Origin of the sequence: Bhargavaea cecembensis (genome assembly GCF_001619585.1) — a bacterium.
In the GTDB taxonomy this organism is placed as follows: domain Bacteria; phylum Bacillota; class Bacilli; order Bacillales_A; family Planococcaceae; genus Bhargavaea; species Bhargavaea cecembensis_A.
Window position 1 is genome coordinate 269115 of sequence record NZ_LQNT01000009.1, and the last position, 25184, is coordinate 294298.

Genomic DNA, 25184 nt, shown 5'->3' on the forward strand with positions numbered 1-25184 from the left:
CTCAATCTCTCCCCTTCAATATCGTTTCAAGTACTGCCATCCTCACATAGACCCCGTTCTCCACCTGCCGGAAAATTCTTGCCCGGCTGTGTTCGACGAGTTCGCCTGCAATCTCCACGCCCCTGTTGACGGGTGCCGGGTGCAGGATAATGGCGCCCTTTTTCATCCGTGCCGCCCGCTCAGCAGTCAGTCCGTACCGTTCGTGGTAGCTTCCTGCCGAAAAAGATCCTTCGCCGCTGTGCCGCTCGTGCTGGACACGGAGCAGCATCACCGCGTCGCTGTCGGGCAGAACTTCTTCCCAGTCTTCCGCCGAGTCAAAATCGCCCTGCCATTCGGGCGGACAGAGGATCCGGACGTCCGCTCCGAACATTTCAAGCGCATCCCGGCCGGATTTGGCCACCCTGCTGTGCGAAACATCTCCGGCGATGGTTACTTTCAGGTTCTCCAGTGTGCCGAATTCCTCACGGAGTGTGAACAAGTCGAGCAGCGTCTGTGTCGGGTGCTGGCCCGATCCGTCTCCCGCATTGATCATGGCCATGGATGTCCGGCCTTCCAGTTCCTTGTAGAAGCGGTCCTCAGGATGCCGGATGACAAGCGCATCCAGGCCGATCGCTTCTAGTGTCCGGACCGTGTCGTAGAGGGTCTCTCCCTTCAGCGTGCTCGAGAACCCGGCTTCAAACGGAATCACTTCCAGTCCGAGCCTGCGCTCTGCCATTTCGAAGCTTGTCTTGGTGCGTGTGCTCGGTTCGAAGAACAGATTGCTGATATAGTGCGTCCGGCCGAGTTGCGGCACGGCCCCTTCCCTCAGTTCAGAAGCCCTGTCGAGAATGCGGATGATTCCATCCGGCCCGAGGCGTTTCATCGATAACAGGTGGTCCATGATGACAGTCCTCCTTATGTAAAAAGAGCCTTTCCGGTTTTCGGAAAGGCTCTTTGCGCTTTTGCGGGTACACGTATCCCGTCTGCAGCAAAAGGTCCTTTCCGTATCTCCCGGATACAGTTAAAAGGCGGTTATTCGATTTCGCCCGCTTCGTTGCCCTCCGGCTTGCCCGGCAGGAGCAGGTTGAGCAGGACCCCGAGGATGGCGGCGAGTGCCATGCCCTCAATTTTGAACGTTTCGCTGATTTCGATCGCTGCTCCGCCGATCCCCGTCACGAGGATGACCGAAGCGATGACCAGGTTGCGCTGCTTGTCGAAGTCAATGCCGTGCTCAACCAGCATGCGGAGCCCGGAGGAGGCAATGATACCGAACAGCAGAATCGAGATGCCGCCAAGCACCGCCTGCGGGATGGTGGCGATGAGTGCCATCAGCTTCCCGAGGAACGAGAACAGGATGGCCAGTACCGCTGCGCCGAAAATGACATGGATGCTGAACACCTTTGTCAGTGCGAGGACGCCGATGTTTTCTCCGTAGGTCGTCTTTGGCGGACCGCCGACCAGACCGCTGAATAACGTTCCGAGTCCATCACCGAGAAGCGAGCGGTGAAGGCCCGGGTCCCTGATAAAGTTTCTGTCTGTGATCCGTCCCAGCACCAGCTGATGTCCGATATGCTCGGAAATCGTCACGATCGCGATCGGTACCATGACGGCAAGCAGTGTGCCCGTCACCTGAAATTCATAATGCACACCCGGCACGATAAAGTCCGGAAGCGCAAACCAGTCTGCCTTTCTGACAGGTGAAAAATCGATGATCCCGATGACGGCTGAGTACAGGTAGCCGGTGACGATCCCGATCAGGACCGGCATGAGGCTCACGAGGCCTTTAAAGAAGATGATACAGATCACGGCAGCTGCCAGCGTCACAATCGCCGCCGAGAAATGGAGGAAGCTGTATGTACTTTCCCCGTCTACCTGGATCGTGCTTGCCATGCCGACTGCGGTCGGCGCGAGCGCCAGGCCGATGACCATGATGACCGGTCCGACGACGACCGGCGGCAGGATTCGCATGATCCAGCGGTGCCCGGTCTTCCAGATCAGGAGCGAGACAAGGGCATAGACCAGCGAGACAAACAAGCTGCCGATCATGGCGCTGCCGATGCCTCCCGCCTGGGTCGCCACCTGAATCGGGATGATGAATGCGAATGAAGAGCCAAGATACGCCGGAACCTTGAATCCGGTCACCAGGATAAAGACGATTGTTGCAATTCCGCTTGTCAGGAGCGCGATTGCCGGGCTTAGCCCGACCAGCTGAGGGACAAGAATTGTCGCTCCGAACATCGCAAACATATGCTGCAGGCTGAGTGTCAGCAGCTTGCCGTTAGATGGCCTATCCTGGATGTCGAGTACTGCGTTTGCCATGCTTCATGTCCCCATTCTCCAATGTATTGCCGTTAGCGTTTTTCGAGTGTCACGCTGTCTGTCCCGTCCGTCTCCTTCAGTAGGACGGTGACCCGCTCATCTTTGGAAGTCGGAATGTTTTTCCCAACATAGTCCGGCCGGATCGGCAGTTCCCTGTGGCCCCGATCGACCAGTACTGCAAGCTGGATACTTGCAGGACGGCCAGTGTCCATCAGGGCATCCATTGCAGCGCGCACCGTCCTCCCCGTGTACAGCACATCGTCAATCAGGATCACTTTTCTGCCTGTCAGGTCCTGTTCGATGTCGATCTGCTGTACAAGCGGTGCATCCATCTGTTCTTTCTTGCCGATGTCATCCCGGTAAAGCGTAATATCGAGTTCCCCCATGTCAATCGCCGCTCCCTCGATCGCCTCGATCTTGTCTGCAAGCCTTTTGGCAAGGTCGACTCCCCGGGTTTTGATGCCGACCAGGATGCAATTGTCGATTCCCTTGTTCCGCTCGATAATTTCGTGGGCGATCCTGGTGACGGCCCGTCCGATCGCCTTGTCATCCAGAAGATTCACCGTTTCTCCCATCAGGCTTCCTCCTTTTTTTCTCCAAATTAAATACCCTCCAGCCGGCAGGCAGGAGGGCAGATGTGCAGAATTTACCCGTGGAGCCATGCACTCGGCATGGGTCCACGGATTCCCGTACAACCTTCCCGGCCTCTCTGGACCGACTTAAAGGTTCGCTATTTGATTCGTCTGACTCACTATACACCTGCGATTGGAGGGTGTCAATCCCGTCCGCGCAATTTTCCGAGAAGTTCGCTGAAGTCAGCCGGAAGCGGTGCCTCGAATTCCATATACTCCCCCGTCGACGGATGGGTGAACCCAAGTACGCCGGCATGCAGGACCTGTCCGCCGAAGGGCAGCGTTTTTTTTGGACCATATTTCGGATCGCCGGCGAGCGGATGGCCGATGTAGCGCATATGGACCCGGATCTGGTGGGTCCGTCCGGTTTCGAGCCGGCACTCCACAAGCGTAAAGTCCCCAAATCGATCCGTGACAGTGAAATGGGTCACCGCATCCCGTCCGCCGTCGATGACGGTCATCCGCTGGCGGTCTTTCGGATCCCGCCCGATCGGTGCATCAACGGTGCCTTCGTCATGCTCGATGTTGCCGTGCACGAGTGCGGTATATTTCCGCGTGACGGTTTTTTTGGAAAGCTGTTCGGCAAGCGAAGCATGGGCCAGGTCGTTTTTGGCGACTGCGAGCAGGCCGGTTGTGTCTTTATCGATCCGGTGCACGATTCCCGGCCGCATGACGCCATTGATGCCCGACAGGTCAGTGCAGTGGTGCATCAGCCCGTTTACGAGCGTTCCGGTCGCGTGTCCGGCCGCAGGATGGACGACCATTCCGCGCGGTTTGTTGACGACGAGCACATCGGCATCTTCATAAACGATATCAAGTCCGAGATCCTCAGGAACGATTTCAAGCGGCTCCGGTTCCGGCTCTGACACCTCGACCCGGTCGCCCTCCTTCAGCTGATAGTTCGGCTTCACGGTTTTGCCGTTCACAAGGATGAGGCCGTCTTTGACCCACGATTGGACTTTGGAGCGCGTCCATTCGGGGTCGAATGCGGACAGAGCCTTATCGATCCGGCTGCCGCTGTGTTCCGATGTAATTTCTAGAATCTGCTTTTCCATTAGGACTCCTTTTTCTTTCGCTTTTCTCTCAGTTCCTCAAGAAACATGTGCACAATGAGCAGGATGACCCCGATGGTCAGTGCGGCATCGGCCACGTTGAAGATCGGGAAGTCGTAGTCGATGACGGGAATCAGGATATCGACAAAGTCGACGACTTCGCCCATCCGCAATCGGTCGATGAAGTTCCCGAGCGCGCCGCCGAGAAGCATCATGAGGCTCACCCGGAATCCTGCTCCGCCTTCTTTTCCGTGCTTGTGGAAATAATACAGGATTCCCGCGACGACCACCACGGTCACGATGTAGAACAGCCACATCTGGCCCTGCAGCATGCCCCATGCCGCGCCCCGGTTGCGGTGCGACAAAATGGCAAGATATGGATCCAGGACTGAGATGCGCTCCCCGACTTCCATATGTTTCACGACGAGCCACTTGGTCCACTGGTCGATGACGACAAGGGCCGCCGCGATGGCGTAGTAAAATAACACGTCTTTTCCTCCATCCGATTAAATCCTGTTTATTTTACCATACGTTGCCGGAACCGTGCGCCCGGGATGCGGGGTACCGCAAAAATCTCCGACCCGGCGGAATTGCGAAGCATGAATAAAAAACTGCAGACAAGAAAGACGGATCTGTCTTGTCTGCAGTCTTATTCTCTATGATCAGCAGGGCTTGCTTATGCTTCGTAATGGTTGGTAACGACATCGGCGCAGCGTGCGCAGAGTTCCGGATGTTCCGGATTTTCTCCGACGGTGCCCGGAACCGACCAGCAGCGTGCACATTTCTCACCTTCTGCCTTCTCCACAACGACACGGACACGGGAGCCCGTTGCGTCAGCAGGGGAATGTTCCAGATTGCCGCCGATGCGGAAGCCGGAAACGATGAAGAACTGAGCGAAGTCGATGTCTTCCGAAGACAGAAGTACTTTCAGATCCTCCGGTACATAGACAGTCACTGCAGCTTCGAGCGATTTGCCGATGACTTTCCCGTTGCGGGCTTCTTCCAGTGCCTTCAGAACGTCGTCACGGACTTCCATCAGCTCGGAGAAGCGGGCCATGAGTGCGAAGTCTTCATCTGTTTCTTCACGGGCTTCCGGCATATCGGTGAGCTGGACGCTTTCCGCTTCCTCATGTACGAGATAACCCCACATTTCGTCAGCCGTATGCGGGATGATCGGCGACATGAGCTTGAGGAGTGCAGTGAGCGTGTCATACATGACCGTCTGCATCGCACAGCGGTGCGGATGATCGGCGGCCTCGATGTAGACCACATCTTTCGCAATATCCAGATAGAACGAGCTGAGGTCAATGGTGACAAAGTTGTTGACGGACGTGTAGACCGTCATGAAATCGTATCGGTCGTACGCTTCGCGTACCGTACGGATCAGGCGCTGGAGCTTGAGGTCCATGTACTTGTCGACCGGACGCAGGTTTTCCGGAGCAACACGGTCTTTTGCCGGATCAAAGTCCGACAGGTTACCGTGTAGGAAGCGGAGTGTATTCCGGATCTTCCGGTACACTTCGGACACCTGCTTGAAGATGGCATCGGACACGTGGACATCCGCCGTATAGTCTGCGGACGATACCCAAAGCCGGAGAATGTCAGCGCCCATCTGGTCCATGACTTTCGCCGGGACAATGACGTTGCCGAGTGACTTGCTCATCTTGCGTCCCTCGCCGTCAAGCGTGAAGCCATGGCTGAGGATACCCTTATATGGCGCGTGGCCGTTGATTGCTACGGATGTCGTCAGCGACGAGTTGAACCAGCCGCGGTATTGGTCCGACCCTTCAAGGTACAGGTCGGCCGGATAGACGAGGTCGTCGCGTTCAACGAGAACACCCTGGTGAGTCGAGCCCGAGTCGAACCAGACATCCATGATGTCCGTCTCTTTCGTAAACTTGCCATTCGGGCTGCCCGGATGTGTGAAGCCTTCAGGCAGCAGATCTTCTGCTTCGCGTTCGAACCAGACATTCGAGCCGTGCTCCCTGAACAGTTTTTGTACGTGTTCAATCGTCTCGTCGGTGATGACGGGTTCCCCGTTTTCCGCATAGAAGACAGGAATCGGCACGCCCCATGCACGCTGGCGGGAGATGCACCAGTCGCCGCGGTCACGGACCATGTTATAAAGGCGGGTTTCCCCCCATGCCGGCGTGAACGATGTGTCACGGATTGCCTGCAGCAGTTCATCCCTGAATTTATCGATCGATGCGAACCACTGGGAAGTGGCACGGAAGATGACCGGCTTTTTCGAACGCCAGTCGTGCGGGTAGGAGTGCGTGATGAATTCAAGGTGCACGAGAGCGCCCTTTTCATTCAGTGCTTCCGTGATTGGTTTGTTGGCCTGGTCATAGAAGAGGCCTTCAAAGCCCGGTGCTTCGTCGGTCATGTAGCCGCGGTCATCCACCGGGCACAATACGTCAAGGCCGTTCGCCTTTCCGACGCGGAAGTCGTCTTCCCCGTGGCCCGGTGCAGTGTGGACACACCCGGTACCGGCGTCGATCGTGACGTGGTCTCCGAGAAGGATCAGGGAATCCCTTCCGTATAGCGGATGTCCGGCAGTGAGATGCTCAAGTTCGCGGCCCTTCAGTTCGCGCAGTGTCTCGACCTGTTCCCAGCCGACCTTGGAGGAGACGTCCTCCAGGAGATCTTTTGCCAGGATATACTTTTTGCCGTCCGCTTCGACGACGGCATAGTCGAAGTCAGGATGGACGGAGATTCCAAGGTTGGCAGGGATCGTCCAAGGAGTTGTTGTCCAGATCAGGAAATTCACATCTGTATCAAGAACTCCCTTGCCGTCCTTGACCGGGAATGCCACATAGATTGATGGGGACTTTTTGTCCTTGTACTCGATCTCTGCTTCGGCAAGTGCGGACTCGCTTGATGGCGACCAGTAAACCGGTTTCTTGCCCTTATAGATATAGCCCTTCTTCGCCATGTCTCCGAACACACCGATCTGGCGCGCCTCGAACTCAGGCTTCAGGGTGATATACGGATTATTCCAATTCCCGCGGACACCGATCCGCTTGAACTGTGTGCGCTGGCGGTCGATCTGCTCAAGCGCGTATTCCTTGCAGAGCTCACGGAACTCGGCCACCGTCATTTCTTTGCGGTTGACGCCCTTGTTGACGAGTGCCTGCTCGATTGGCAGGCCGTGGGTATCCCAGCCCGGCACGTATGGCGCGTGATAGCCGGTCATCGAACGGTGTCGGACGATGATGTCTTTCAGCACCTTATTGAGTGCGTGGCCCATATGAAGGTCTCCGTTTGCGTACGGCGGTCCGTCATGAAGGACGAAAAACGGACGGCCCTCTGTCCGTTCCTGAACTTTTTCATAGATGTCCATTTCTTCCCATCGTTCCTGCATCTTCGGTTCGTTTTTCGGCAGGTTCCCGCGCATCGGGAAATCTGTTTTCGGCATGAGCAGCGTGCTCTTGTAATCCATCCTGATTCCTCCTCGTATTAAAACCTGCGCAAGCAGGCATCCATCCAAATAAAAAAGCCCCGTCCCCCAAAAGGGACGGAGCTTCTGCCCGCGATACCACCCTAATTGCGGCACGCAAGTGCACCGCCTCTCGGACACCGTAACGGGGTGTGACGGGACCGCGTACTGCATTTCCGCGGTCCGGCTCCGGAGTGATGTTCGCTGGCGGCTTCCGCACCGGGCTCCCACCATCCCCGGCTCGCTTTGGCATCCGCTGCCCCTACTGTCTCCGTCTTCGCCATTTTTTTGGATCGTTCTTTTTACTTGTCGTCATTATAATGAATCAGACCGCTGCGGTCAAGGCAGCTTACTCTTCCTCGGCCTCGATCTTTTCAAGCCCGGCCGTGTCGACTTCGTAGTCCATCAGCAGGTCCCAGTCATCGGTGTTGATCATCTCCAGCTGTGCCTCCGCAAGCATCCGGAACCGGTTCCGGAATACCTTGGACTGCTTTTTCAGCTCTTCGATCTCTCCTGCGATCCTGCGTGCCTTGGTCAGGGCATCGTTGACAATCCGGTCGGCGTTCTTTTCGGCTTCTTTGACGATGAGCTTGGCTTCCTTCTGGGAATTCCGGCGCACTTCTTCTGCCGCCTCCTGGGCGATCAGGATCGAGGACTGCAGCGTGTTTTCAATCGTCGTGAAGTGCGTGACCCGTTCGTTCGTCATTTCCAGCTGTTCTTCCAGCTGTTTGTTTTTCTGGAGAACGGCTTCGTAGTCTTTCATGATCTGTTCGAGGAATTCGTTGACCTCGTCTTCATCGTAGCCCCTGAATGAGCGTCCGAATTCCTTGTTATGTATATCAAGCGGTGTCAATGCCATCGTGTTGCATCTCCCCTTTTTCAAACTCCGTTGTGACCTATTATACATGGACCCGGCATCCGTGGCACGGCAAATCCGAAATTTCCGGCGGGAATTCGGGCGTTCTGCCGATATCTGCGAAGGATTATTTCAGGATGCCGATAATCAGGCGGATCCGTTCTTTTTTTGTCCGGCCTCCGATCTCTTCAATCCGGATACGGCCGTGGCCTCGGACTGAAAGAAGATCCGAGTCGGACAGTTCAAATGAAACTGACTCGCGGACGGCATGGTTGACTTTCACCCGGCCGGATTGGATAAGTGAAGCCGCTTTCTGCCTGGACAGATTCAGCGTCCCTGCAATGACGGTGTCCAGCCTCAAAGAAGAGACGGTGATCGACTCTTCCTCATATCGCTCGGTCAGCGGCAGAAATGATTCTGCCGTGTCCACTTCCGATACGCGCACCTTCGCCTTGCCGACCGCCTGGAGATTGGCGGAGAGGTAATCTGCGAGAGAGCTGTCTGCCGCAAACTGTATGACACCGTCACCGGTCCGGATATCTCCGAACCGTGCCCGGTCGATGCCGAGCCCGGTGAGGGAGCCAAGTACATCCCGGTGACCGATTTCAATGAACTTGGACGGATAGCGGATCTCCATCACTGATACCTCATAATCCTCCGGATGTGCCTCAAAATAGGATGGGGCAATCATCATCCGCTGCCTCTCCGCCTCCGGAAGCCCGCCGGATTCCGTGATCACCAGGTCATCCGACCCGGCCACAGCCCGGACAATATGCCTCTGCCTCGGATCGAGAAAACCGGTCAGCTTCGGCGCATACCGGTCTTCAACCTCTGTCCCCCAGCCGCTTGCCTGCTCGATAAACGGCTGTTCATCCTTCCTGAAGTGCTGAAAGATCTCATTCACTGTCCTGCACCAACTTTCCTATAAATAGCCATGTCCCGGCCACATGGTCAGCATGCCCAATGATTCCCTGCCGTCAGCCATTTAAAAAAGCCTCCTTGAATCCCTCCGCATGGCGGGCGGGGATCCGGGGAGGCTCCCGGGTATCACTGTATCTGAGGAACGGGACAGAAACCGGGAAGCCGGTCACGCAATCCACTGGAAAACAGTGAATAGCCCCCGAACAATCAGGTTTAATGCAATCAGAGCAACAATCGGCGAAATGTCGATCATGCCGATCGGCGGAATGATCTTCCGGAAAATATCCAGATAAGGTTCGCAGATTTTGGCGAGGAGCCGGCCGATGGATGTTTCCCTCGTGCTCGGCACCCATGACATGAGTACGTAAATGACCAGCAGGATTGAATAGATCTGCGCTGCGTTGGCCAGTAAATTAAACAGTGCCCACATAAGACTTTATCTCATCCCATCATTCAAATTCGTCGTACAGATAATCGGAAATTTCTCCGGACAGCTCCACATTTTCCGGAATGCACAGGAAAATGTCATGTCCGATGCGGGTGATGTCTCCTCCGAGCGCATAGACGGTTCCGCTCAGGAAATCAATGATCCTTGTGCCCGAGCCATGATCAATGCGCTGCAGATTGACGACAACTGTACGCTTGTTTTTCAGGTGCTCTGCGATGTCCTGTGCCTCCGCATATACACGGGGCTCTGAAAGAATCATTTTCGAAGATTTCTTGATGCTCTGCAGGCTCACCACATTCGGGCCTTCCTGCGGGCGTGCCGGTGCCGGCTTGCGGCGCTCTTTCTGCCGCCAATCCTGATCTGCCTGGCCAGGCTGTTCCGGTCGCGGCGGCTGTGCGGGAGCCGGTTGTCTTTTTTCCTGCATTTCCTCTTCCTCCTCAAGATAGAAGAAGTTCTTGAACTTGTCCTTGAAGCTCATGAGCGTTCCCCGCTTTCATAGCCGACAATTGCGGTGCCGATCCGGACGAATGTCGCCCCTTCCTCGACCGCTATGCCGAAATCGTTTGACATACCCATCGACAGTTCGGTGCAGGGTGCATGCGGAAGGCCGAGCGATGAGATTTCATCGCGCACTTTCCGGAGTCCGCGGAACGTGCTGCGGATGATTTCATCGTCTTCCGTATTCGGTGCCATCGTCATCAGTCCGACTACCCGGATTTTATCATAGGCACCAAGCATACGGATGAATTCCTCCACTTCACCCGGGCTGATTCCGGATTTGGAAACTTCACCCGACACATTCACCTGGACAAAGCAGTCAACCGGGCGCTCTGCCCGTTTCTGAATTTCCTTTGCCAGGCTTTTGCGGTCCAGCGAATGGAGAAAGTCGATCCGGCCGATGACGTCCCTGACCTTCCGGCTCTGAAGTGAACCGATGAAATGCCAGTTGGCGTCGTCACCGATAGCGGACTGCTTCAAATCGAGTCCCTCATTCCGGTTCTCGCCCAAATGACGGATTCCCGAATCGATCACTTCCCGGGCACGATCCGGCCCGACCGACTTCGTCACAGCAACAATGGTGACTTCTTCCGGGTTTCTCGCTGAACGCCTGCACGCATCCCTGATTTGTTGTTGTATATTGTTCAAACGTTCTGCTACAGTCGACAATTCAATTCCCACTTTTCTATACGTTGCTTTATTCATTGTAACAAGGCGGGGGTGCTTTTTCAATGACTTCCCAATTCCTATTCTTTGGCCGCATCATCGACCAGGACAACGTCCTTGCCGATGACCATCACCCGACGGAGCGGAATTTTCACAGGTGCTTCCGCGTTCCCGAAAAAGCGCATCTTCTCCATTCCGCCCACATGAAAATACTCGATTGTCCCATCTTCCGTGGCGACGGTCGCATCGACGGCATAGCCGAGCTGACGGCCTCTTCCGGCCTCAATGAACTCTTTTTTCTGCAGATCTGAAAATTTCAAGACGGACCCCTCCCGTACATCTTATGCGCATCGCCCCGGGAAAAGAGCCCTCTTTCGCTCCTCTCCGGGGTCCGCTGCCCATTTCCCGGGAAAAGGTGCGTCCCGCAGGTCCAAAAAAATCGTCAATTCAAATTAAATGATAAGTAAAAACGAAAAAAAGACCCGGTTCCGTCCATACTGAACAAAACCGGGATTTTTTTAACTACCGTTTTTTCTTCTCCTTGTCCTTTTCCTGGTCGAGTGTTTCCCGAATGATCCCGATGGCATGCTTCTCAAGCCGTGAAATCTGCGCCTGGGAGATACCGAGTTCCCGTGCGATCTCTGTCTGAGTCTCGCCATAGTAGAAGCGCTTGGACAATATTTTCTGCTGGCGGGCGTCCATCTTCTGGACCGTCTCCTTGACCGAGACATAGGTCAGCCAGCGCTCTTCATTTACAAGTGTATCCTGCAGCTGGTCCATCATCGTCACCGGATCCCCGCCGTCGTGGTGGATCGGCTCATGTAGAGACAGCGGATCCTGAATGGCATCCAGCGCGAAAAGTATATCCTCAGACGGAATGTCTGTCATCTTCGCGAGGTCATCAAGAGTCGGCTCCCTCAGCTGTTCGTGTACAAATTGCTCCTTCGCCTTCATCGCTTTGTAGGCGATGTCTCGGAGGGAACGCGACACCCGTACCGGATGATGGTCCCGGAGATGTCTTCGGATCTCCCCGATGATCATCGGCACCGCATAAGTGGAAAAACGGACATTATGCTTAAGGTCAAAGTTATCAATGGATTTCAGCAGGCCGATGCAGCCTACCTGGAACAGATCATCTGCCTGCTCCCCCCTGTAGGCGAACCGCTGAACGATGCTCAGAACGAGCCGGAGATTACAGATGACCAGTTCATCTTTTGCTGACTCGTCACCCGCCTGCATCCGTTTGAATGTTTCACGCATGTCTTCATGGGACAGGAGAGGGAGCTTCGATGTGTCGATTCCGCAAATCTCCACTTTCATGTTGGACATCTCATCATCCTCCGGACATTTGACTTTTCTCTGTTTCCTACAGTCTGTCCGGAGGCCGGTGTCCTATTCCCGCAGAACCCGCGCCAATTTCATCCATCAGCTTACCGGATGGTTCAGCAGCCCCCTCAAATCGCTGATGATTTTCTTTTCAAGCCTTGAAATATAGGATTGGGAAATCCCCAGGTGGTCCGCCACTTCCTTCTGGGTCATCTCTTCTTTGCCCCCAAGCGCGAATCGGCATTCCATGATATAGCGCTCCCGGTCGTTTAGCCGGGAAATCGCGTCAACGACATGCTGCCGCTCGATTTTCCGCTCGACGTCATCTGTGATGATGTCCTCATCAGTACCTAGAATATCGGACAGGAGCAGCTCATTGCCGTCCGCATCAGAATTCAGCGGCTCGTCAAACGATACTTCCGACTTCATGCGGCTCGTTTTCCTGAGATGCATGAGGATTTCATTCTCGATGCAGCGGGATGCATAAGTTGCGAGCTTGATCTTTTTCTCCGTGTCGAAGGTTTCGATCGCCTTGATCAGACCGATGGCGCCAATGCTGATCAGGTCCTCGATATGTGTGTTCGTATTCTCAAAACGGCGGGCAATGTATACGACGAGCCTCAGGTTCTTTTCAATCAGCCGGTCCCGTGCCTCCCGATCGCCTTCCATGAATCTCCGGAGTGTCTCTTCTTCCTCTTCTTTAGTGAGCGGGACCGGAAGTGATTCGTGGCCCCCGATATAGTATGTCCCGTCTTTCTTGATGGTCTGAAGAAGCACCGCAATCCATTTTTTAAGACCTGTCAGCATCTGTCGATCCCCTTTCCTTGAGATGAATGAGGGAGGAGCGGTGGAGGATGGCGTCTGCGCCGAGCGGATATTCAGCATCGTTCTCGGTAAGGACAACGTATCCGCCGATCCGTGCATCTTCCTTGCCATCTACGGTCCAGTTGCCGGCCCTGAACCCGACAGCCCAGGCGCTCCCGCCGACCGTCCTGAGCCGGATCGGTCGGATCTGGCCCCTGACCTCCGCCGGAAAAGCGGTCAGATCCGGTATGCCATCCTTCGGCAGGTTTTCAAGGGCGTTGCGGATTTCTTTTGGCAGCTGTTCTTTTACTGACCTGTAGGCAATAAAATGAACCGGAGCACCGGACAGGGGTTCCGAGCAGGCATTGCCGGAATCCGCGAATGCCGAAATCGGAATTCTGCTGCCGAACCATTCAAGTTCGGTTTCCACCCGGTAGTCTGCCGCTGCCGAATCTTCTTCCGCTCCCCGCCATCTGACGGCAAGCATATGGAGACCGCCGGAGGCAAACAGACAGGATGTGAAGATGGCCGCAGTGCCGCCCATGCCGAACTCCGACGGATTCACTACAGTCAGAAGGCCCCCGGCGAACAGGGCTGCCGTCAGCGTCGCACCTGCTCCTTTCAGAGCCGCATTTCGGTGCAGTCCGAAGGCAATCACGATCATGGCCAGAAAAGCTGCAGCCGACGGGACGGCAGCACCTCCGAACAACACCACCGGAAGCGCCCCCGCAACTGCGGCAGCCATAAGCCTCCACTTGCCGGCTGGCCGCCGGCAAACCTTGTCCGCGAAAGAAAGAATGAGATAATTGAATGCCGAATTCACCGCAATCGCCACTTCTCCGTACATGGCTCCCCCTCCCTTGTCCATACCGTATCACGGCCTGTCTGCAGGCTCTGTCGGAATTCGGTGCCGGAAGCCCTGAAAATTTGGACAGGACCCGACAGAATAAGGGGGCGGCCTCAGCGGCGGAGTGCAAGGGTCCGGGAATCATGAAAAAGCCCTTTCCGCATTTCTGCGGAAAGGGCTTTTGAAATCTGTCGGATTCCGTATTATCTTCTCCTGCGGTTGCGCAGGAATGTCGGAACATCCAGTGCATCATCCTGATGCTGGTTCTGGCGCTGCGGCGCTTCCTGCTGGAAGTGACCGCCCTGGTCGTCACGGTCACGATCACGATAGTCATTACGGGACGGAGCCGGCTGCTGAGGACGTTCAGGCCGTGCCTGCTGCTGGACGCGTCCGGCACTGAAGCCGCCTGGACGTGTGTTGCGCTGATTCAGCTGCTCCTCCGTAAAGCCGGTAGCGATGACCGTCACGACGATTTCGTCTTTCAGGTTATCATTGATGACGGAACCAAAGATCATATTGACTTCTTCGTCGGAAGCACTGGCCACGATGTCGGCCGCTTCCTGGACTTCAAACAGGCTGAGATTCGATCCGCCTGTGATATTCATCAGGACGCCCTTGGCACCGTCGATCGACGTTTCGAGAAGCGGACTGGAGATTGCCTTTTTGGCAGCCTCCGATGCCCGGTTCTCGCCTGAAGATACACCGATACCCATCAGTGCGGAACCTTTGTTCTGCATGATCGTCTTCACGTCCGCGAAGTCGAGGTTGATGAGTCCCGGAACCGCAATCAGGTCAGAAATGCCCGAGACACCTTGGCGGAGAACATTGTCCGCCTCGCGGAATGCTTCAAGCATCGGCGTGTTTTTATCAACGATTTCGAGAAGGCGGTCGTTCGGAATGACGATCAGGGTATCGACCGATTCCTTCATGGCCGCAATGCCGCCAATCGCCTGGGTCGCACGTTTGCGGCCCTCGAAAGTGAACGGGCGAGTCACGACACCGACCGTCAGGGCGCCGAGGTCTTTGGCGATCTGAGCGATGACAGGCGCCGCACCCGTACCGGTGCCGCCCCCCATCCCTGCTGTGACAAACACCATGTCTGCGCCGCGGAGCGCTTCCTCGATCTGTTCCTTGCTTTCTTCTGCAGCTTTTTTCCCGACTTCAGGGTTTGCACCTGCGCCAAGTCCCCGTGTCAGCTTTTCGCCGATCTGGAGCGTCACTTCGGCCTGTGAAAGCTTAAGTGCCTGGGCATCCGTGTTGACAGCGATGAATTCTACGCCCTGTACGCCGTGTTCAATCATCCGGTTTACTGCATTATTGCCGCCGCCGCCTACGCCGATGACTTTGATGACGGCAAGCGCATCAATATTAGTATCAAATTCCAGCATGGTTTCTCCTCCTATGGATGTACGGGTGACTTCCGGTCAATCAAAGAATTTATCAAATATTTTTTTCATCCGGTTGACGACTTTCTCCTGGCCGTCCTTGCCGCGCGCTTCTTTCTTCTTCGCCGGAGCCGGTGCTGCCGCCTCCATCGCTTCGCCAAACGGGGACTCCCCGCGCTGGCCGAAGAATTCGTCTTCCATGCGGGCATAACGGATGAGGCCGACCGCTGATGAGTACTTCGGTTCACGGACACCGATAAACTCCGGCACATAGGTCCGGACACGGGTCTGGAGAACTTCCCTTGCAAGCTGAGGAAGTCCCTCTAGCTTGGCCGTGCCGCCGGTCAGGACGATCCCGCCCGGCAGGTCCCGGACATCCATCCGGTACAGCTCGTCCAGGACCATCTCGAACAATTCCTCGAGACGGACGCCGATGATTTCGGAAATATATTTCTGGCTGTATTGGTCTTTTGTTTCCATGCCTGCAACCGGCACTTCGAACAGTTCATCCTCGGAAGCATCATCGTAGTAGGCGTGCCCGTACTGGTGCTTGATCTGCTCCGCCTGTTCGGTCGTCGTTTTCAGGACGATTGACAGGTCTTTTGTCACGTGGTCGCCGCCCACAGGAATGACGCCCGCCGAAATGAGGCGGCCGTCACCGAATACGGCAACCGTCGTTGAACCGCCGCCAATATCGATGTAGGCGGTCCCGTGGTTTTTCTCGTCCTCAGACAGGGCGAAGTACCCGGCAGCCAGCGGCTGCAGATAGATCTCCCGGATCTGGAGGCCGGCCCGCTCGACACAGCGTAGGATGTTGTGCAGAAGTGTGCGCGACGTTGTCACGAGCGTCGCGTCCATCTCCAGTCGCACGCCGATCATTCCGCGCGGGTCCTTGATTTCATCGAGGTCATCGACGATGAACTGCTGCGGGATGATGTTGATGAGCTCCCGCTCCGCCGGAATCATCACTTCCGCGGATCTCATGACCCGGTCAAGGTCATCGTCCGTAATTTCGCGGTTTTCGCTGTTCACCGCCACGACGCCCTTCACCTGCTGAAGCATGACCTGATTGGCGGGGATTCCCAGCACAACCTCCCGAATCGACATTCCGATCATCCGTTCGGCCTGTTCAACTGCCTTCCGGATGGACTGGACAGTCGCATCTATATCTACAATGGCACCCTTCCGGATGCCTTCCGATTTTACATTTCCGACTCCGATTACGTGCAGCGAACGATCCGTCATTTCCCCGATCAGCACTTTAACGGAGGAGGAACCGATGTCGAGTGAAACATACATATCGGCCTGACTCACGGATGGCACCTCCTTCTGATCCTCTTAACAATCATTCTATTTCATTCTCAAGACAATGTTAAGTATATTCGTGAATTATGTTGAAAATCCTTTAATTCCCGCTACTACTATACTTTAAACGCAAATGATAGGTTCAAGCAACTTATTGGCAGCGGTGAGGGGGGCCTGTCCGCCTTAGCGGATTCCGGCAGTTTATGGAATCACGATTTCCTGTTCTTCCGGCTCCCCTTCCGCCTCTTCTTCTTCGCCTGCATGACTGCTTTCCCCGTTACCGTATATTTTTTCGTAGCTGGTGAAGTACACCCCTGCTTCCAGATCGATGACGCCTTTCCCCTCTTCCCTCAGTTGCGCGACGATAGACGGATAATACTCCATCTTTTCGGCAAATCCGGAAATGATCCCTCGGACTTCGTACCCATCTGTCATGAACGCCGTAATGGAACCATCACCGGTATGCTTCAGTTCAGAGATAAGAGAAGTGATGGAAGACGGGAGCTTCCCGAGTTCTGCGACCATCTTCTTCATCTGTTCATCTTCATCGAAACCCGCAAGAATCGGGGCGGGCGGAGGCATATCGGATACTTCGCCGAAAACAGATCCGTCAGCCAGTACGGGATGAAAACCCGATTTCCCCTGGATAAGTGCTGCGGTTTCGAACTCGTCCACCCGGATGACGACGTCACGGAAGTCTGTTCTGATCACTTCTGCGCCTTCGACTCCTCCCAGGCCTGTTATCAACTGCTCTGCTTTATCTGCATTAAATCCCCAAAGCGCGTCGCCCGTCTGGATGCCGGATGCCCGTATATATTCCTCTTCGCTTTGAAGGGCTGCGCCTTCTACACGAATTTCCCTCACTTTGCTGAGCGGCGACTGGAAATAGAGCAGGACTGCCAGCAGCAGGAGAAAAAGGACGAGGAGGAAGAGGAAGTTCCGGTTTGTCCTTCGCCTCCTCTTCTCCTTGAGAGATGGGATGCGGTCTTCAATATCGATCACTTTATCCAAACGGAAGGCCTCCTTTCAGCCCTTTCCCCCACCGGATCCGAATCTCAGGATGAGGGCTGCCGCAATCCAGGCGGCAAGCAAAGATGATCCGCCGTAACTGATGAACGGCAGGGTGACGCCCGTTACAGGCAAGAGGCCCGTCACGACCCCGATATTGAGGAAAGACTGGAAACCGAGCATGGCTGCCATCCCCGACACCATCTGAAGCGAGAACGGATCCCGCTGGCGTGCAGCCAGTCCGAATGCCGAAGCAGTCAGCAAAAAGAAGAGAAGGATCACGGCAGCAGAACCAATGTACCCGATTTCCTCGGCAATGATGGCAAAGATGAAATCATTCTGCGGTTCAGGCAGATAGAGATACTTTTGTCTGCTTTGCCCATAACCGTAGCCGAGAAGACCGGCGGGCCCCACCGCAAGAAGGGACTGAATCCCCTGGAAACCGCTGCCCAGAGGATCGCTCCAAGGATCAAGGAAAGCTTTGATCCGGTCCAGCCGGTAAGGGGCTGCAGCAATCAGCGCCGTAATGCCGGCCGCCCCTGCCGCTCCAAGCCCGAAAAAGAACTTGAGCGGATATCCTGCGATAAGAAGGACGCAGAACGCCGAGACGGTCATGATCATCATCGAACCGAAGTCGGGCTGAAGCATGATCAGCCCTGCCGGCAGCAGGATCACTGCCAGATGCGAAAGCCTGAACACCTTGCGGCCCCGCTGTTCTCCCAGCATGGAAGCAAGCTTGCCGATTACGGCGATTTTCGTAAATTCTGCCGGCTGTAGGCTGATCGGCCCCAGGGCAATCCAGCTCTGGGAACCGTTGCGCACCGCTCCGATCCCCGGAATCAGCACGCCTACCAGGAGAATAATAGACAAGATGTAGACGGCACTCCAGAATCTTTTGTTCCCTACCTCTTTAAAACGGAGGATAAATGCAGCCGCTGCCAGTGCAACGGCAAGATAGACCGACTGCTTCAGGGCAAACGGGAGGGAACCTCCATAATGAATCTCCCCCCAGTAGGATCCCGCAGAATGGACAAACATGATTCCCAGAAGACTGAGCGCTGCAGCAGCGGAGGAAAACAGGATCAGGAGCTTCTTTTCCAGTGCATGCATCCTTCCTTGTTATGAATCGGCCGGCCTGCCCGGCTTAAAGCTTCCGGACAGCCTCGATGAAGCGGTCGCCCCGGACCTCAAAGCTTTCGTACTGGTCCCAGCTTGCGCAGGCGGGCGACAGCAAGATGGTATCCCCTTCCTCAGAGACGCGGGCTGCGATTTCAGTTGCCTGTTCGATGTCAGACGCATCATGGATGCCTTCAACCCCGCAAGATTCGGCAAAATCACGGAACCGGCTTGCCGTTTCCCCGAAGACGACAATCTCCCGGACACGGTCCATGAAGGGGCGCAGCTCCTCAAATGAATGCCCGCGGTCCAATCCTCCTGCAAGAAGGACTACAGGGCCGGCAAATGCTTCTAGCGCACTTTTTGTGGCGAGGGTATTGGTGGCTTTCGAGTCATTGTAGAATCTCCGTTTTTTCCATTCCCGGATAAACTGTGTCCTGTGCCGGACCCCAGAGAAGGAGGAGAGGACGTCCTTTACCGCTTCCAGCGGGCAGCCGTATGTAAGGGCTGCAGCGGTCGCCGATAGGATGTTTTCCAGATTGTGGCGCCCCGGCAGCAGAATGGCGGTACGATCCAGCAATTTCTCGCCGTACCAGTACACAGATTCCCCGTCTGCACTGATGCCGTCATCCGAACGGCCGGCCAGCGTGAACGGAATTTTCCTTGCACATGATCTCGAGGCATAATCCGCCACCACTTTCTGGTCGGCATTGTAGATTAGTACATCTTCCGGAAGCTGGTTGCGGGTGATATTGAATTTCGCTTCGCCGTATTCGCCGAACGTCCCATGGTAGTCGATGTGCGCCTCATAGAGATTCGTCCAGATTGCGATTTTCGGACGAAACTGCTCTGTGCCCATCAGCTGAAACGAAGACAGCTCGATGACAACGGCCTGATCGGCCTTCGCTTCTGCCGCAACCAGGCATGAAGGCGTGCCGATATTTCCGGCGATGAGCGGATTCTTGCCGCCGATATTCAGCATGTGGTAAAGGAGTGTTGTGGTTGTCGTCTTTCCGTTGGATCCCGTGACACCGAGCATTGGGGCTTCGCTGATCAGATACGCCAGCTCCACTTCGGTCCAGACCGGAATACCTGCCTCCACTGCCCGTGAGACGACCGGATGGTCATATCGGATGCCCGGATTTTTGACCACATAGTGGAATCCCCTGTCCAGCAGATCCTCCGGATGGCCGCCTAGAATCACCTCGACGCCCAATTCACGCAGGGATGCCGCTTCCGGGTCCTCTTTACGGGCATCATTTACCGTCACGTCCGCACCGAGCCGGCTCATGAGCCGTGCAGCAGCCGAACCGCTTTTGGCAAGCCCAAGTACAAGCACCCTGCTGCCCTCAAATTGGTGTATCGGTTTCATTTCAGATCACCTCCGGCAAAACCGCGATTAGTGCAGCGGCAAGCGCTGCCGTCCAGAAAACGATGACGACTTTCCATTCGGACCATCCCGACAGTTCGAAATGGTGATGGATCGGGCTCATCTTAAAAATTCGTTTACCCGTCGTCTTGAATGAAATCACTTGCAGGATGACGGATAACGTCTCGATGACAAAGACGATTCCCACCAGAAGCAGAAGCAGTTCCTGCTTCATCAGGACAGACAGCATCGCCAATATACCGCCAAGTGCCAGTGAGCCGGTATCCCCCATGAAAATTTTTGCCGGATTCGCATTAAAGAGCAGGAACCCGAGAAGTGCCCCAGTCACGGAGAATGCAACAAGCGACAGATCTTCCTGACCGTAAACGAGCCCCAGGACTCCAAACGCCGCAAAAGCGATCGAAGAAGTTCCTGCTACAAGTCCATCCAGCCCATCGGTCAGGTTGACTGCATTCGAAAACCCGACCAGCCAGAATATGAGGAACAGGACATAAAACGGTCCAAGGTCAATCTCCAGGGAAGTGAAGGGCAGTCCCACTGTCGTCTCAAACGGCCCCAATCGGAGCAGCAAGTAAGAAACGACGGCGATGACGATCTGGCCGATCAGCTTCTGCAGGGATGTCAGCCCGAGATTGCGCTTCAGGACGACCTTGATGAAATCATCCAGGAATCCGATCAGCCCGAACCCCGCAAGAACGAGCAGCAGGACAACCGTCTGTGTGGTCAGCAGCCCGTTCATCCAACCGAGCGCAAGTGCTGTCACGATGATGGAGAGTATAAAGATAATGCCCCCCATCGTCGGTGTTCCTGCTTTTTTCTGGTGTGCCTGCGGGCCTTCCTCGCGGATGCTCTGGCCGAACTTGAGCCGCCTGAGCATCGGGATAAGCGGAAGCGCGAGAAGCGCAGATATGATAAAGGCGATCGCGATGATCGTGATGGTCGTGGCGAGTGTCATGTATTCTCGTTCTCCTTTAAAAACGGCGGTGCCTGTTCCGGCACCTTTCATCGTTAATCTTTTTGGTCAGACCCGGCGTAAAGGTGGAGCGTCCCCGATTCCTCCATGAGTGTTCCCGGCTTCGGCAGCTGCCGGACAACGGTTCCCCCTTCTGATCCGTGCCATTCCAGTTTCACAGTGTACAGCATCTGCCTGATTTCGTCATATGTTTTTCCGGTCAGGTCAGGTACCCGGATCTGTATGGGATCGCCCCAGCGGTATTCCCGCTCCAGCTGGCCTTTTCTCGGTGCGATGCCGCGTACTGCCGCGACATCACCGATGATTCTGCCGACAATCGGCGCCGAGATCGTACCGCCGAACTGTACTTCGTTTTTCGGGCTGTCCACCGCAACATAGACGAGGACATCCGGATCGTCCGCCGGAGCGAAGCCGATAAAGGATACGATGTAGTCACCTTCCTTGTATCGGCCGTCCTCCACCTTTTGGGCGGTACCTGTTTTCCCTGCCACACGCAGGCCGTCGACGAATGCGTTCCGTCCGGACCCCTGGGCAACGACCGACTCCAGCGATTCCCGCACTGTCTTGGACGTTTCTTCGCTGATTACCCGGCGTTTTTCCTCCGGCCCGTATTCTTTGATCGGCTCGCCCGTTTCAGGGTCCAGCACACGGCTGACAACGTACGGCTTCATAATCCGTCCGCCGTTTACGGCAGCCGCAACCGCCTGCACTTGCTGGATCGGCGTAACGGAAATCCCCTGTCCGAAAGAGGTTGTCGCATGTTCCACAGGTCCGAACGCTTCTTTTGAAAACAGGATTCCGGACGCCTCCCCGGCAATTCCGGAACCGGTTGTAGCACCGAAGCCGAAATCCCGGATGTACTGCATGAGCTTATCCTTCCCGACCCGCTGGCCCAGTTCAATGAATCCCGGGTTGCACGAGTTCTCTACGACTTCAAGGAAGGACTGGGAGCCGTGCCCCTCGCGCTTCCAGCATCGGAGGCGGGCCCCTTCCACCATGGAGTACCCCGGGTCATGAAAGTGATCTTTCTCAAGATTCACTTTCCCCTCTTCAAGCGCTGCAGCCAGGGTGATGATCTTGAATGTCGACCCCGGCTCGAACGTCATCCACACAGGCAAATTCCTGTTAAAGACGGACGGTTCGACCGATGCATAGTCAGACGGATCAAAGTTCGGTGAAGAAGCGAGCGCGAGAATCTCCCCGGTGTCCGGATCCATGACGATCGATAAGGCCTGTGCTGCATCGTACTTAAGCATGGCCTGCTCAAGCTCCCGCTCCACGATTTCCTGGATGCGGACATCGATCGTCAGTTCCAGGTCAGCACCTCCGTCACCTTCCACCCAGCCGTCTCCGACATGAGGAAGCGGATTGCCTTTTGCATCGGTAAACAGCCTGACCTTTTCTCCCTTACCCGAAAGCATCTTGTCATACGCAAATTCAATGCCGGCCAGCCCCTGGTTGTCATAGCCGGTGAAACCGACAAGGCGGGACAGCATGTCGCCGTATGGATAGTCCCGTACATAATCGACGCCGGTGTATAGGCCGGGGATCCCCATCTTCCCGATCCGGACCGCTGTCTCATACGGGATGTTCTTGCCTTCCGGCGCGAGTTTAATAATAGACGCTCTTTTCGACATTTGCTCTTCCAATTTTTTCGTGTCCGCATCGATCAGCGGGGCAAGCTCCCGGGCCGCGCCGGCGATATCCTGATTCTGGGAGGGCATGAAATAAAGAGTGGGAGCAATCCGGTTTCCGATGATGCGGTTGCCGTTCCGATCAAGGATTTCTCCCCTCTTCCCGGCGAAAGGAAGCTCCCGGTCCCAGTTTTCCATCGCCTTCTCGGTCAATTCGGCATTGCGGACAATCTGTACATGAAACAGTTTTGCGAGCAGAGCAGCAAACAGTATGGCGAGGACGAGAAAGGCCAGACGGAGCCGTTTTCTCATCCGGGCTTCGATGAAGCGTCGCACATTTTCCCCACCTTACGTTTTTCTTACAACGTATGACAGGCCTGCGGGTGCTATTCAGCCGCTTAGTCCAGCGGTAGCTGTTCTTCCTCCGGCACTTCTTCCTGCCCGTTTGTAAAGACACCCTCTTCCGGTGTCTCCAGCTGGATGACCACCGGAGCCGAAGGATCTCCCGGTGATCCCGCTGAGACACTCTGCGACACGGCATACCCTTCACCGCTCAGCTCAATCGTCATTCCGGTCATGGATGCATATGCCAGTATGGTGCGCTTTGGCCACCCGGTAAAGTCAGGAATGACCGGCTCGCCTTCTGTCCGGAGCAGAACGACGCTATCCGGAAGTACCGGAGTTTCCTTTTCAGGGAACTGCCCGGTGACTTCCCCGCCGGTGCCTGTGGCAACGGCTCGGATATCGTTTTTCCCGAGCTCGGCGGATGCCGCCTCTGCAGTTTGCCCGGCAAATTCAGGGAGCCGGTAAGCCGCGTCTGCCGCCTCCTCCACATCCGGACGGATATTCAGGTGTTTAAGGCTATTTTCCATGACCGGCTTAAAAATCTTCGATACCGGGATGGCACCGTATTCTCCCGCAGGGATTTTCGGCCGGTGCACGTTCACATAGACGATCAGCTGAGGGTCATCTGCCGGTGCCATGCCGAGGAATCCATAGAGGAGGTTGTTTGGCCCCCTGAGGTATCCTCCCTTGCCGTCCGGGATTTGGGCAGTGGCTGTTTTGCCTGCGACCGAATAGTCGTTAAGCTTAAAAATCTTTGCTGTTCCTTTCTCGGAAGTAACGGTCGACTCCATCAGCTCCAGCACCGTTTCCGCAGTTTCTTCTGAAATCGGGCTCGATTTTTCTTCCGGCTGGCCTTCACTCAGAATCTTGCCCGTGTTCGGGTCTTTGATCTCCCGGATCATATATGGCTTCATCATTTTTCCGCCATTCGCGATTGCTGTTGCGGCCTGCACCATCTGGATTGGCGTGACGGTCGACCCTTGCCCATATGACGTCGTCAGCCGCTCGACAGGCCCGACGTCGTTCAGGCTGCCGGCAGCTTCTCCCGGAAGGTCGATGCCGGTTTTCTGCCCGAAGCCGAAATTCCGGAAATGGCTCATCATCGCTTCTCCGCCCATCCGCTCCAGGAGATTGGCCATCGAGACGTTGGAGGATCGCTGGAAGCCTTCCCTGAAGGAGATCCAGCCCCATCCCTCTCTTTTGTGGTCATATATCGTCGTGTCGTAGATCGAGTAGCTGCCTGACTTGAAATAGTCGTCCGGCTTCCACACGCCTTCTTCGATTGCGGCTGCAAGAGTAAAGACTTTCATCGTAGACCCAGGCTCGATTGTGTACTGGACAGCCTCGTTCAGCCAGTTGGACGACAGCCCTTCCCTCGTCTCCGGGTCAAATGTCGGCCGCTGGCTCATTGCCAGAATCTCTCCCGATTTCGGATCGGCGACAATTACCGACATCCGCTCCGGTGAATACTCTTGCTCCACCTGTTTCATGGAATCCTCGACAAAGTTCTGGATCGTCTTGTCAAGCGTCAGCTTGATGTCTGCACCGTGCTCCGGAGGGGTCACCTGCTTTTCGGCACCGGGCAGCAGATAGCCCCACGTGTCACTCTCATAGGCCATTTTCCCGTTCTTGCCTGAAAGCAGTTTATCATAGGTTTTTTCAAGCCCCATCTGTCCGACCGTTTCCACAGCCCCGTCTTTCTGCTCCGTTTTCTGTGCAAAGCCGATCAGGTGGGAGGCGAACGGTCCGTTCGGATAAAAGCGTTTCTTGTCCTTCACGAACCGGATGCCCGGCAACTCAAGCGCTTCAATCTTCTTCATCTTGTCATGGCTGAGATCGCGGCCCGCCGGACCGAATTCCACCTGGTAGACATCCGGATTATCCTGGCGGTTCAGCCGGTCCAGAATCTCTTCCTCGCTCATGTCGATATGTTCGGCAAGCGCCCGGGCCGTCTTTTCCCGGTCCACAACATGGAGCCACTCATCATCTTTGACGTCCTTGCTCGCCTCTTCGGAAAGAACAGCGATCAGCTTATAGCTCACGGTATCCTCTGCGATCGGATTTCCCGACCGGTCTACGATTTTGCCCCGGTCGGCGCTCAGCACCTGCTCCCTTTCGTATTTCGACTGGGCCATAGCCCGGAGCGGCTGACCTTCGGCCTCCCCGGTCACCTGAATATACAAGAATCTTGAGAATAAAAGGAAAAAGAGCCCTCCGTAGACGCAAAACATCAGGAAGGCT

23 protein-coding genes and 1 other annotated feature are annotated in these 25184 nt (G+C 55.5%); all 23 genes read right to left on the bottom strand.

Annotated elements, in window-relative coordinates; genetic code table 11:
* Position 1: 1 nt before the first annotated feature.
* The 23 genes from AV656_RS04985 to AV656_RS05095 all read right to left on the bottom strand — a co-directional run bounded on the left by AV656_RS04985 (position 2) and on the right by AV656_RS05095 (position 25174).
* Positions 2 to 880 carry an aspartate carbamoyltransferase catalytic subunit gene (locus tag AV656_RS04985; protein ID WP_063179487.1) on the bottom strand — a complete coding sequence of 293 codons (879 nt, stop codon included), beginning with the start codon at positions 878 to 880 and terminating at the stop codon, positions 2 to 4.
* Between the two features lie 131 nt (positions 881 to 1011).
* Entirely contained in the window at positions 1012 to 2298 is a 1287-nt protein-coding gene (locus AV656_RS04990) for a uracil-xanthine permease family protein (protein WP_063179489.1), read from the bottom strand.
* A 32-nt stretch (positions 2299 to 2330) separates the two neighbouring features.
* Complete coding sequence (gene pyrR, locus AV656_RS04995; protein ID WP_063179491.1) at positions 2331 to 2873, bottom strand: bifunctional pyr operon transcriptional regulator/uracil phosphoribosyltransferase PyrR; 543 nt, start codon at positions 2871 to 2873, stop codon at positions 2331 to 2333.
* A 200-nt stretch (positions 2874 to 3073) separates the two neighbouring features.
* Positions 3074 to 3985 carry an RluA family pseudouridine synthase gene (locus AV656_RS05000; protein WP_063179493.1) on the bottom strand — a complete coding sequence of 304 codons (912 nt, stop codon included), beginning with the start codon at positions 3983 to 3985 and terminating at the stop codon, positions 3074 to 3076.
* Positions 3985 to 4470, bottom strand: coding sequence for a signal peptidase II (lspA, locus tag AV656_RS05005; protein WP_063179495.1), 486 nt, complete (start codon positions 4468 to 4470; stop codon positions 3985 to 3987). The genes AV656_RS05000 and lspA overlap by 1 nt, the downstream gene beginning before the upstream one ends.
* A gap of 188 nt (positions 4471 to 4658) precedes the next feature.
* A complete protein-coding gene (gene ileS / locus AV656_RS05010) occupies positions 4659 to 7424 on the bottom strand; it encodes an isoleucine--tRNA ligase (protein WP_063179497.1) in 2766 nt (921 codons plus the stop codon).
* A 68-nt stretch (positions 7425 to 7492) separates the two neighbouring features.
* Positions 7493 to 7708: a binding site (T-box leader), on the bottom strand.
* A 62-nt stretch (positions 7709 to 7770) separates the two neighbouring features.
* The gene (locus AV656_RS05015; RefSeq protein WP_063179499.1) at positions 7771 to 8280 is read right to left on the bottom strand and encodes a DivIVA domain-containing protein; all 510 of its coding nucleotides are present in this window, start codon (positions 8278 to 8280) and stop codon (positions 7771 to 7773) included.
* Positions 8281 to 8404: 124 nt separating this feature from the next.
* Entirely contained in the window at positions 8405 to 9181 is a 777-nt protein-coding gene (locus AV656_RS05020; RefSeq protein WP_063179501.1) for an RNA-binding protein, read from the bottom strand.
* Between the two features lie 183 nt (positions 9182 to 9364).
* On the bottom strand, positions 9365 to 9628 hold the full coding sequence (locus AV656_RS05025) for a YggT family protein (protein ID WP_008297306.1): 264 nt from the start codon (positions 9626 to 9628) through the stop codon (positions 9365 to 9367).
* A 19-nt stretch (positions 9629 to 9647) separates the two neighbouring features.
* Positions 9648 to 10124 carry a cell division protein SepF gene (locus AV656_RS05030; protein WP_063179502.1) on the bottom strand — a complete coding sequence of 159 codons (477 nt, stop codon included), beginning with the start codon at positions 10122 to 10124 and terminating at the stop codon, positions 9648 to 9650.
* Positions 10121 to 10849 carry a YggS family pyridoxal phosphate-dependent enzyme gene (locus AV656_RS05035; RefSeq protein ID WP_063181238.1) on the bottom strand — a complete coding sequence of 243 codons (729 nt, stop codon included), beginning with the start codon at positions 10847 to 10849 and terminating at the stop codon, positions 10121 to 10123. The genes AV656_RS05030 and AV656_RS05035 overlap by 4 nt, the downstream gene beginning before the upstream one ends.
* Positions 10850 to 10890: 41 nt before the next feature.
* Positions 10891 to 11130 (bottom strand): PRC-barrel domain-containing protein, encoded by a 240-nt coding sequence (locus tag AV656_RS05040; protein WP_063179503.1) that lies wholly within the window; start codon positions 11128 to 11130, stop codon positions 10891 to 10893.
* Positions 11131 to 11332: 202 nt separating this feature from the next.
* A complete protein-coding gene (gene sigG / locus AV656_RS05045) occupies positions 11333 to 12139 on the bottom strand; it encodes an RNA polymerase sporulation sigma factor SigG (RefSeq protein ID WP_063179504.1) in 807 nt (268 codons plus the stop codon).
* Positions 12140 to 12235: 96 nt separating this feature from the next.
* A complete protein-coding gene (gene sigE, locus AV656_RS05050; protein ID WP_063179505.1) occupies positions 12236 to 12943 on the bottom strand; it encodes an RNA polymerase sporulation sigma factor SigE in 708 nt (235 codons plus the stop codon).
* Entirely contained in the window at positions 12927 to 13787 is an 861-nt protein-coding gene (locus AV656_RS05055; RefSeq protein ID WP_063179507.1) for a sigma-E processing peptidase SpoIIGA, read from the bottom strand. Before AV656_RS05055 ends, sigE begins: the two co-directional genes overlap by 17 nt.
* Positions 13788 to 13990: 203 nt before the next feature.
* Positions 13991 to 15175 (bottom strand): cell division protein FtsZ, encoded by a 1185-nt coding sequence (ftsZ, locus tag AV656_RS05060; protein ID WP_063179509.1) that lies wholly within the window; start codon positions 15173 to 15175, stop codon positions 13991 to 13993.
* A gap of 36 nt (positions 15176 to 15211) precedes the next feature.
* Positions 15212 to 16486 (bottom strand): cell division protein FtsA, encoded by a 1275-nt coding sequence (gene ftsA / locus AV656_RS05065; RefSeq protein ID WP_063179511.1) that lies wholly within the window; start codon positions 16484 to 16486, stop codon positions 15212 to 15214.
* A 192-nt stretch (positions 16487 to 16678) separates the two neighbouring features.
* The gene (locus tag AV656_RS05070) at positions 16679 to 17479 is read right to left on the bottom strand and encodes a cell division protein FtsQ/DivIB (protein WP_231877265.1); all 801 of its coding nucleotides are present in this window, start codon (positions 17477 to 17479) and stop codon (positions 16679 to 16681) included.
* Between the two features lie 24 nt (positions 17480 to 17503).
* Positions 17504 to 18595: an FtsW/RodA/SpoVE family cell cycle protein gene (locus AV656_RS05075; protein ID WP_063179515.1), complete on the bottom strand. Its 1092-nt coding sequence runs from the start codon at positions 18593 to 18595 to the stop codon at positions 17504 to 17506.
* 34 nt (positions 18596 to 18629) lie between these two features.
* On the bottom strand, positions 18630 to 19973 hold the full coding sequence (gene murD, locus AV656_RS05080; RefSeq protein WP_063179517.1) for a UDP-N-acetylmuramoyl-L-alanine--D-glutamate ligase: 1344 nt from the start codon (positions 19971 to 19973) through the stop codon (positions 18630 to 18632).
* A gap of 1 nt (position 19974) precedes the next feature.
* Positions 19975 to 20946 carry a phospho-N-acetylmuramoyl-pentapeptide-transferase gene (mraY, locus tag AV656_RS05085; protein WP_063181240.1) on the bottom strand — a complete coding sequence of 324 codons (972 nt, stop codon included), beginning with the start codon at positions 20944 to 20946 and terminating at the stop codon, positions 19975 to 19977.
* A 53-nt stretch (positions 20947 to 20999) separates the two neighbouring features.
* On the bottom strand, positions 21000 to 22910 hold the full coding sequence (locus tag AV656_RS05090) for a penicillin-binding transpeptidase domain-containing protein (protein WP_063181242.1): 1911 nt from the start codon (positions 22908 to 22910) through the stop codon (positions 21000 to 21002).
* An 86-nt stretch (positions 22911 to 22996) separates the two neighbouring features.
* Positions 22997 to 25174 (bottom strand): penicillin-binding transpeptidase domain-containing protein, encoded by a 2178-nt coding sequence (locus tag AV656_RS05095; protein ID WP_231877237.1) that lies wholly within the window; start codon positions 25172 to 25174, stop codon positions 22997 to 22999.
* Positions 25175 to 25184 lie beyond the last annotated feature (10 nt).

Coding starts and splice junctions, on each gene's coding strand:
- AV656_RS04985 (WP_063179487.1), bottom strand. CDS start 880: ATGGACCACCTGTTATCGATGAAACGCCTCGGGCCGGATGGAATCATC.
- AV656_RS04990 (WP_063179489.1), bottom strand. CDS start 2,298: ATGGCAAACGCAGTACTCGACATCCAGGATAGGCCATCTAACGGCAAG.
- pyrR (WP_063179491.1), bottom strand. CDS start 2,873: ATGGGAGAAACGGTGAATCTTCTGGATGACAAGGCGATCGGACGGGCC.
- AV656_RS05000 (WP_063179493.1), bottom strand. CDS start 3,985: ATGGAAAAGCAGATTCTAGAAATTACATCGGAACACAGCGGCAGCCGG.
- ileS (WP_063179497.1), bottom strand. CDS start 7,424: ATGGATTACAAGAGCACGCTGCTCATGCCGAAAACAGATTTCCCGATG.
- AV656_RS05015 (WP_063179499.1), bottom strand. CDS start 8,280: ATGGCATTGACACCGCTTGATATACATAACAAGGAATTCGGACGCTCA.
- AV656_RS05025 (WP_008297306.1), bottom strand. CDS start 9,628: ATGTGGGCACTGTTTAATTTACTGGCCAACGCAGCGCAGATCTATTCA.
- AV656_RS05030 (WP_063179502.1), bottom strand. CDS start 10,124: ATGAGCTTCAAGGACAAGTTCAAGAACTTCTTCTATCTTGAGGAGGAA.
- AV656_RS05035 (WP_063181238.1), bottom strand. CDS start 10,849: ATGAATAAAGCAACGTATAGAAAAGTGGGAATTGAATTGTCGACTGTA.
- sigG (WP_063179504.1), bottom strand. CDS start 12,139: ATGTCCAACATGAAAGTGGAGATTTGCGGAATCGACACATCGAAGCTC.
- sigE (WP_063179505.1), bottom strand. CDS start 12,943: ATGCTGACAGGTCTTAAAAAATGGATTGCGGTGCTTCTTCAGACCATC.
- AV656_RS05055 (WP_063179507.1), bottom strand. CDS start 13,787: ATGTACGGAGAAGTGGCGATTGCGGTGAATTCGGCATTCAATTATCTC.
- ftsZ (WP_063179509.1), bottom strand. CDS start 15,175: ATGCTGGAATTTGATACTAATATTGATGCGCTTGCCGTCATCAAAGTC.
- AV656_RS05075 (WP_063179515.1), bottom strand. CDS start 18,595: ATGCATGCACTGGAAAAGAAGCTCCTGATCCTGTTTTCCTCCGCTGCT.
- murD (WP_063179517.1), bottom strand. CDS start 19,973: ATGAAACCGATACACCAATTTGAGGGCAGCAGGGTGCTTGTACTTGGG.
- mraY (WP_063181240.1), bottom strand. CDS start 20,946: ATGACACTCGCCACGACCATCACGATCATCGCGATCGCCTTTATCATA.
- AV656_RS05090 (WP_063181242.1), bottom strand. CDS start 22,910: ATGAGAAAACGGCTCCGTCTGGCCTTTCTCGTCCTCGCCATACTGTTT.
- AV656_RS05095 (WP_231877237.1), bottom strand. CDS start 25,174: ATGTTTTGCGTCTACGGAGGGCTCTTTTTCCTTTTATTCTCAAGATTC.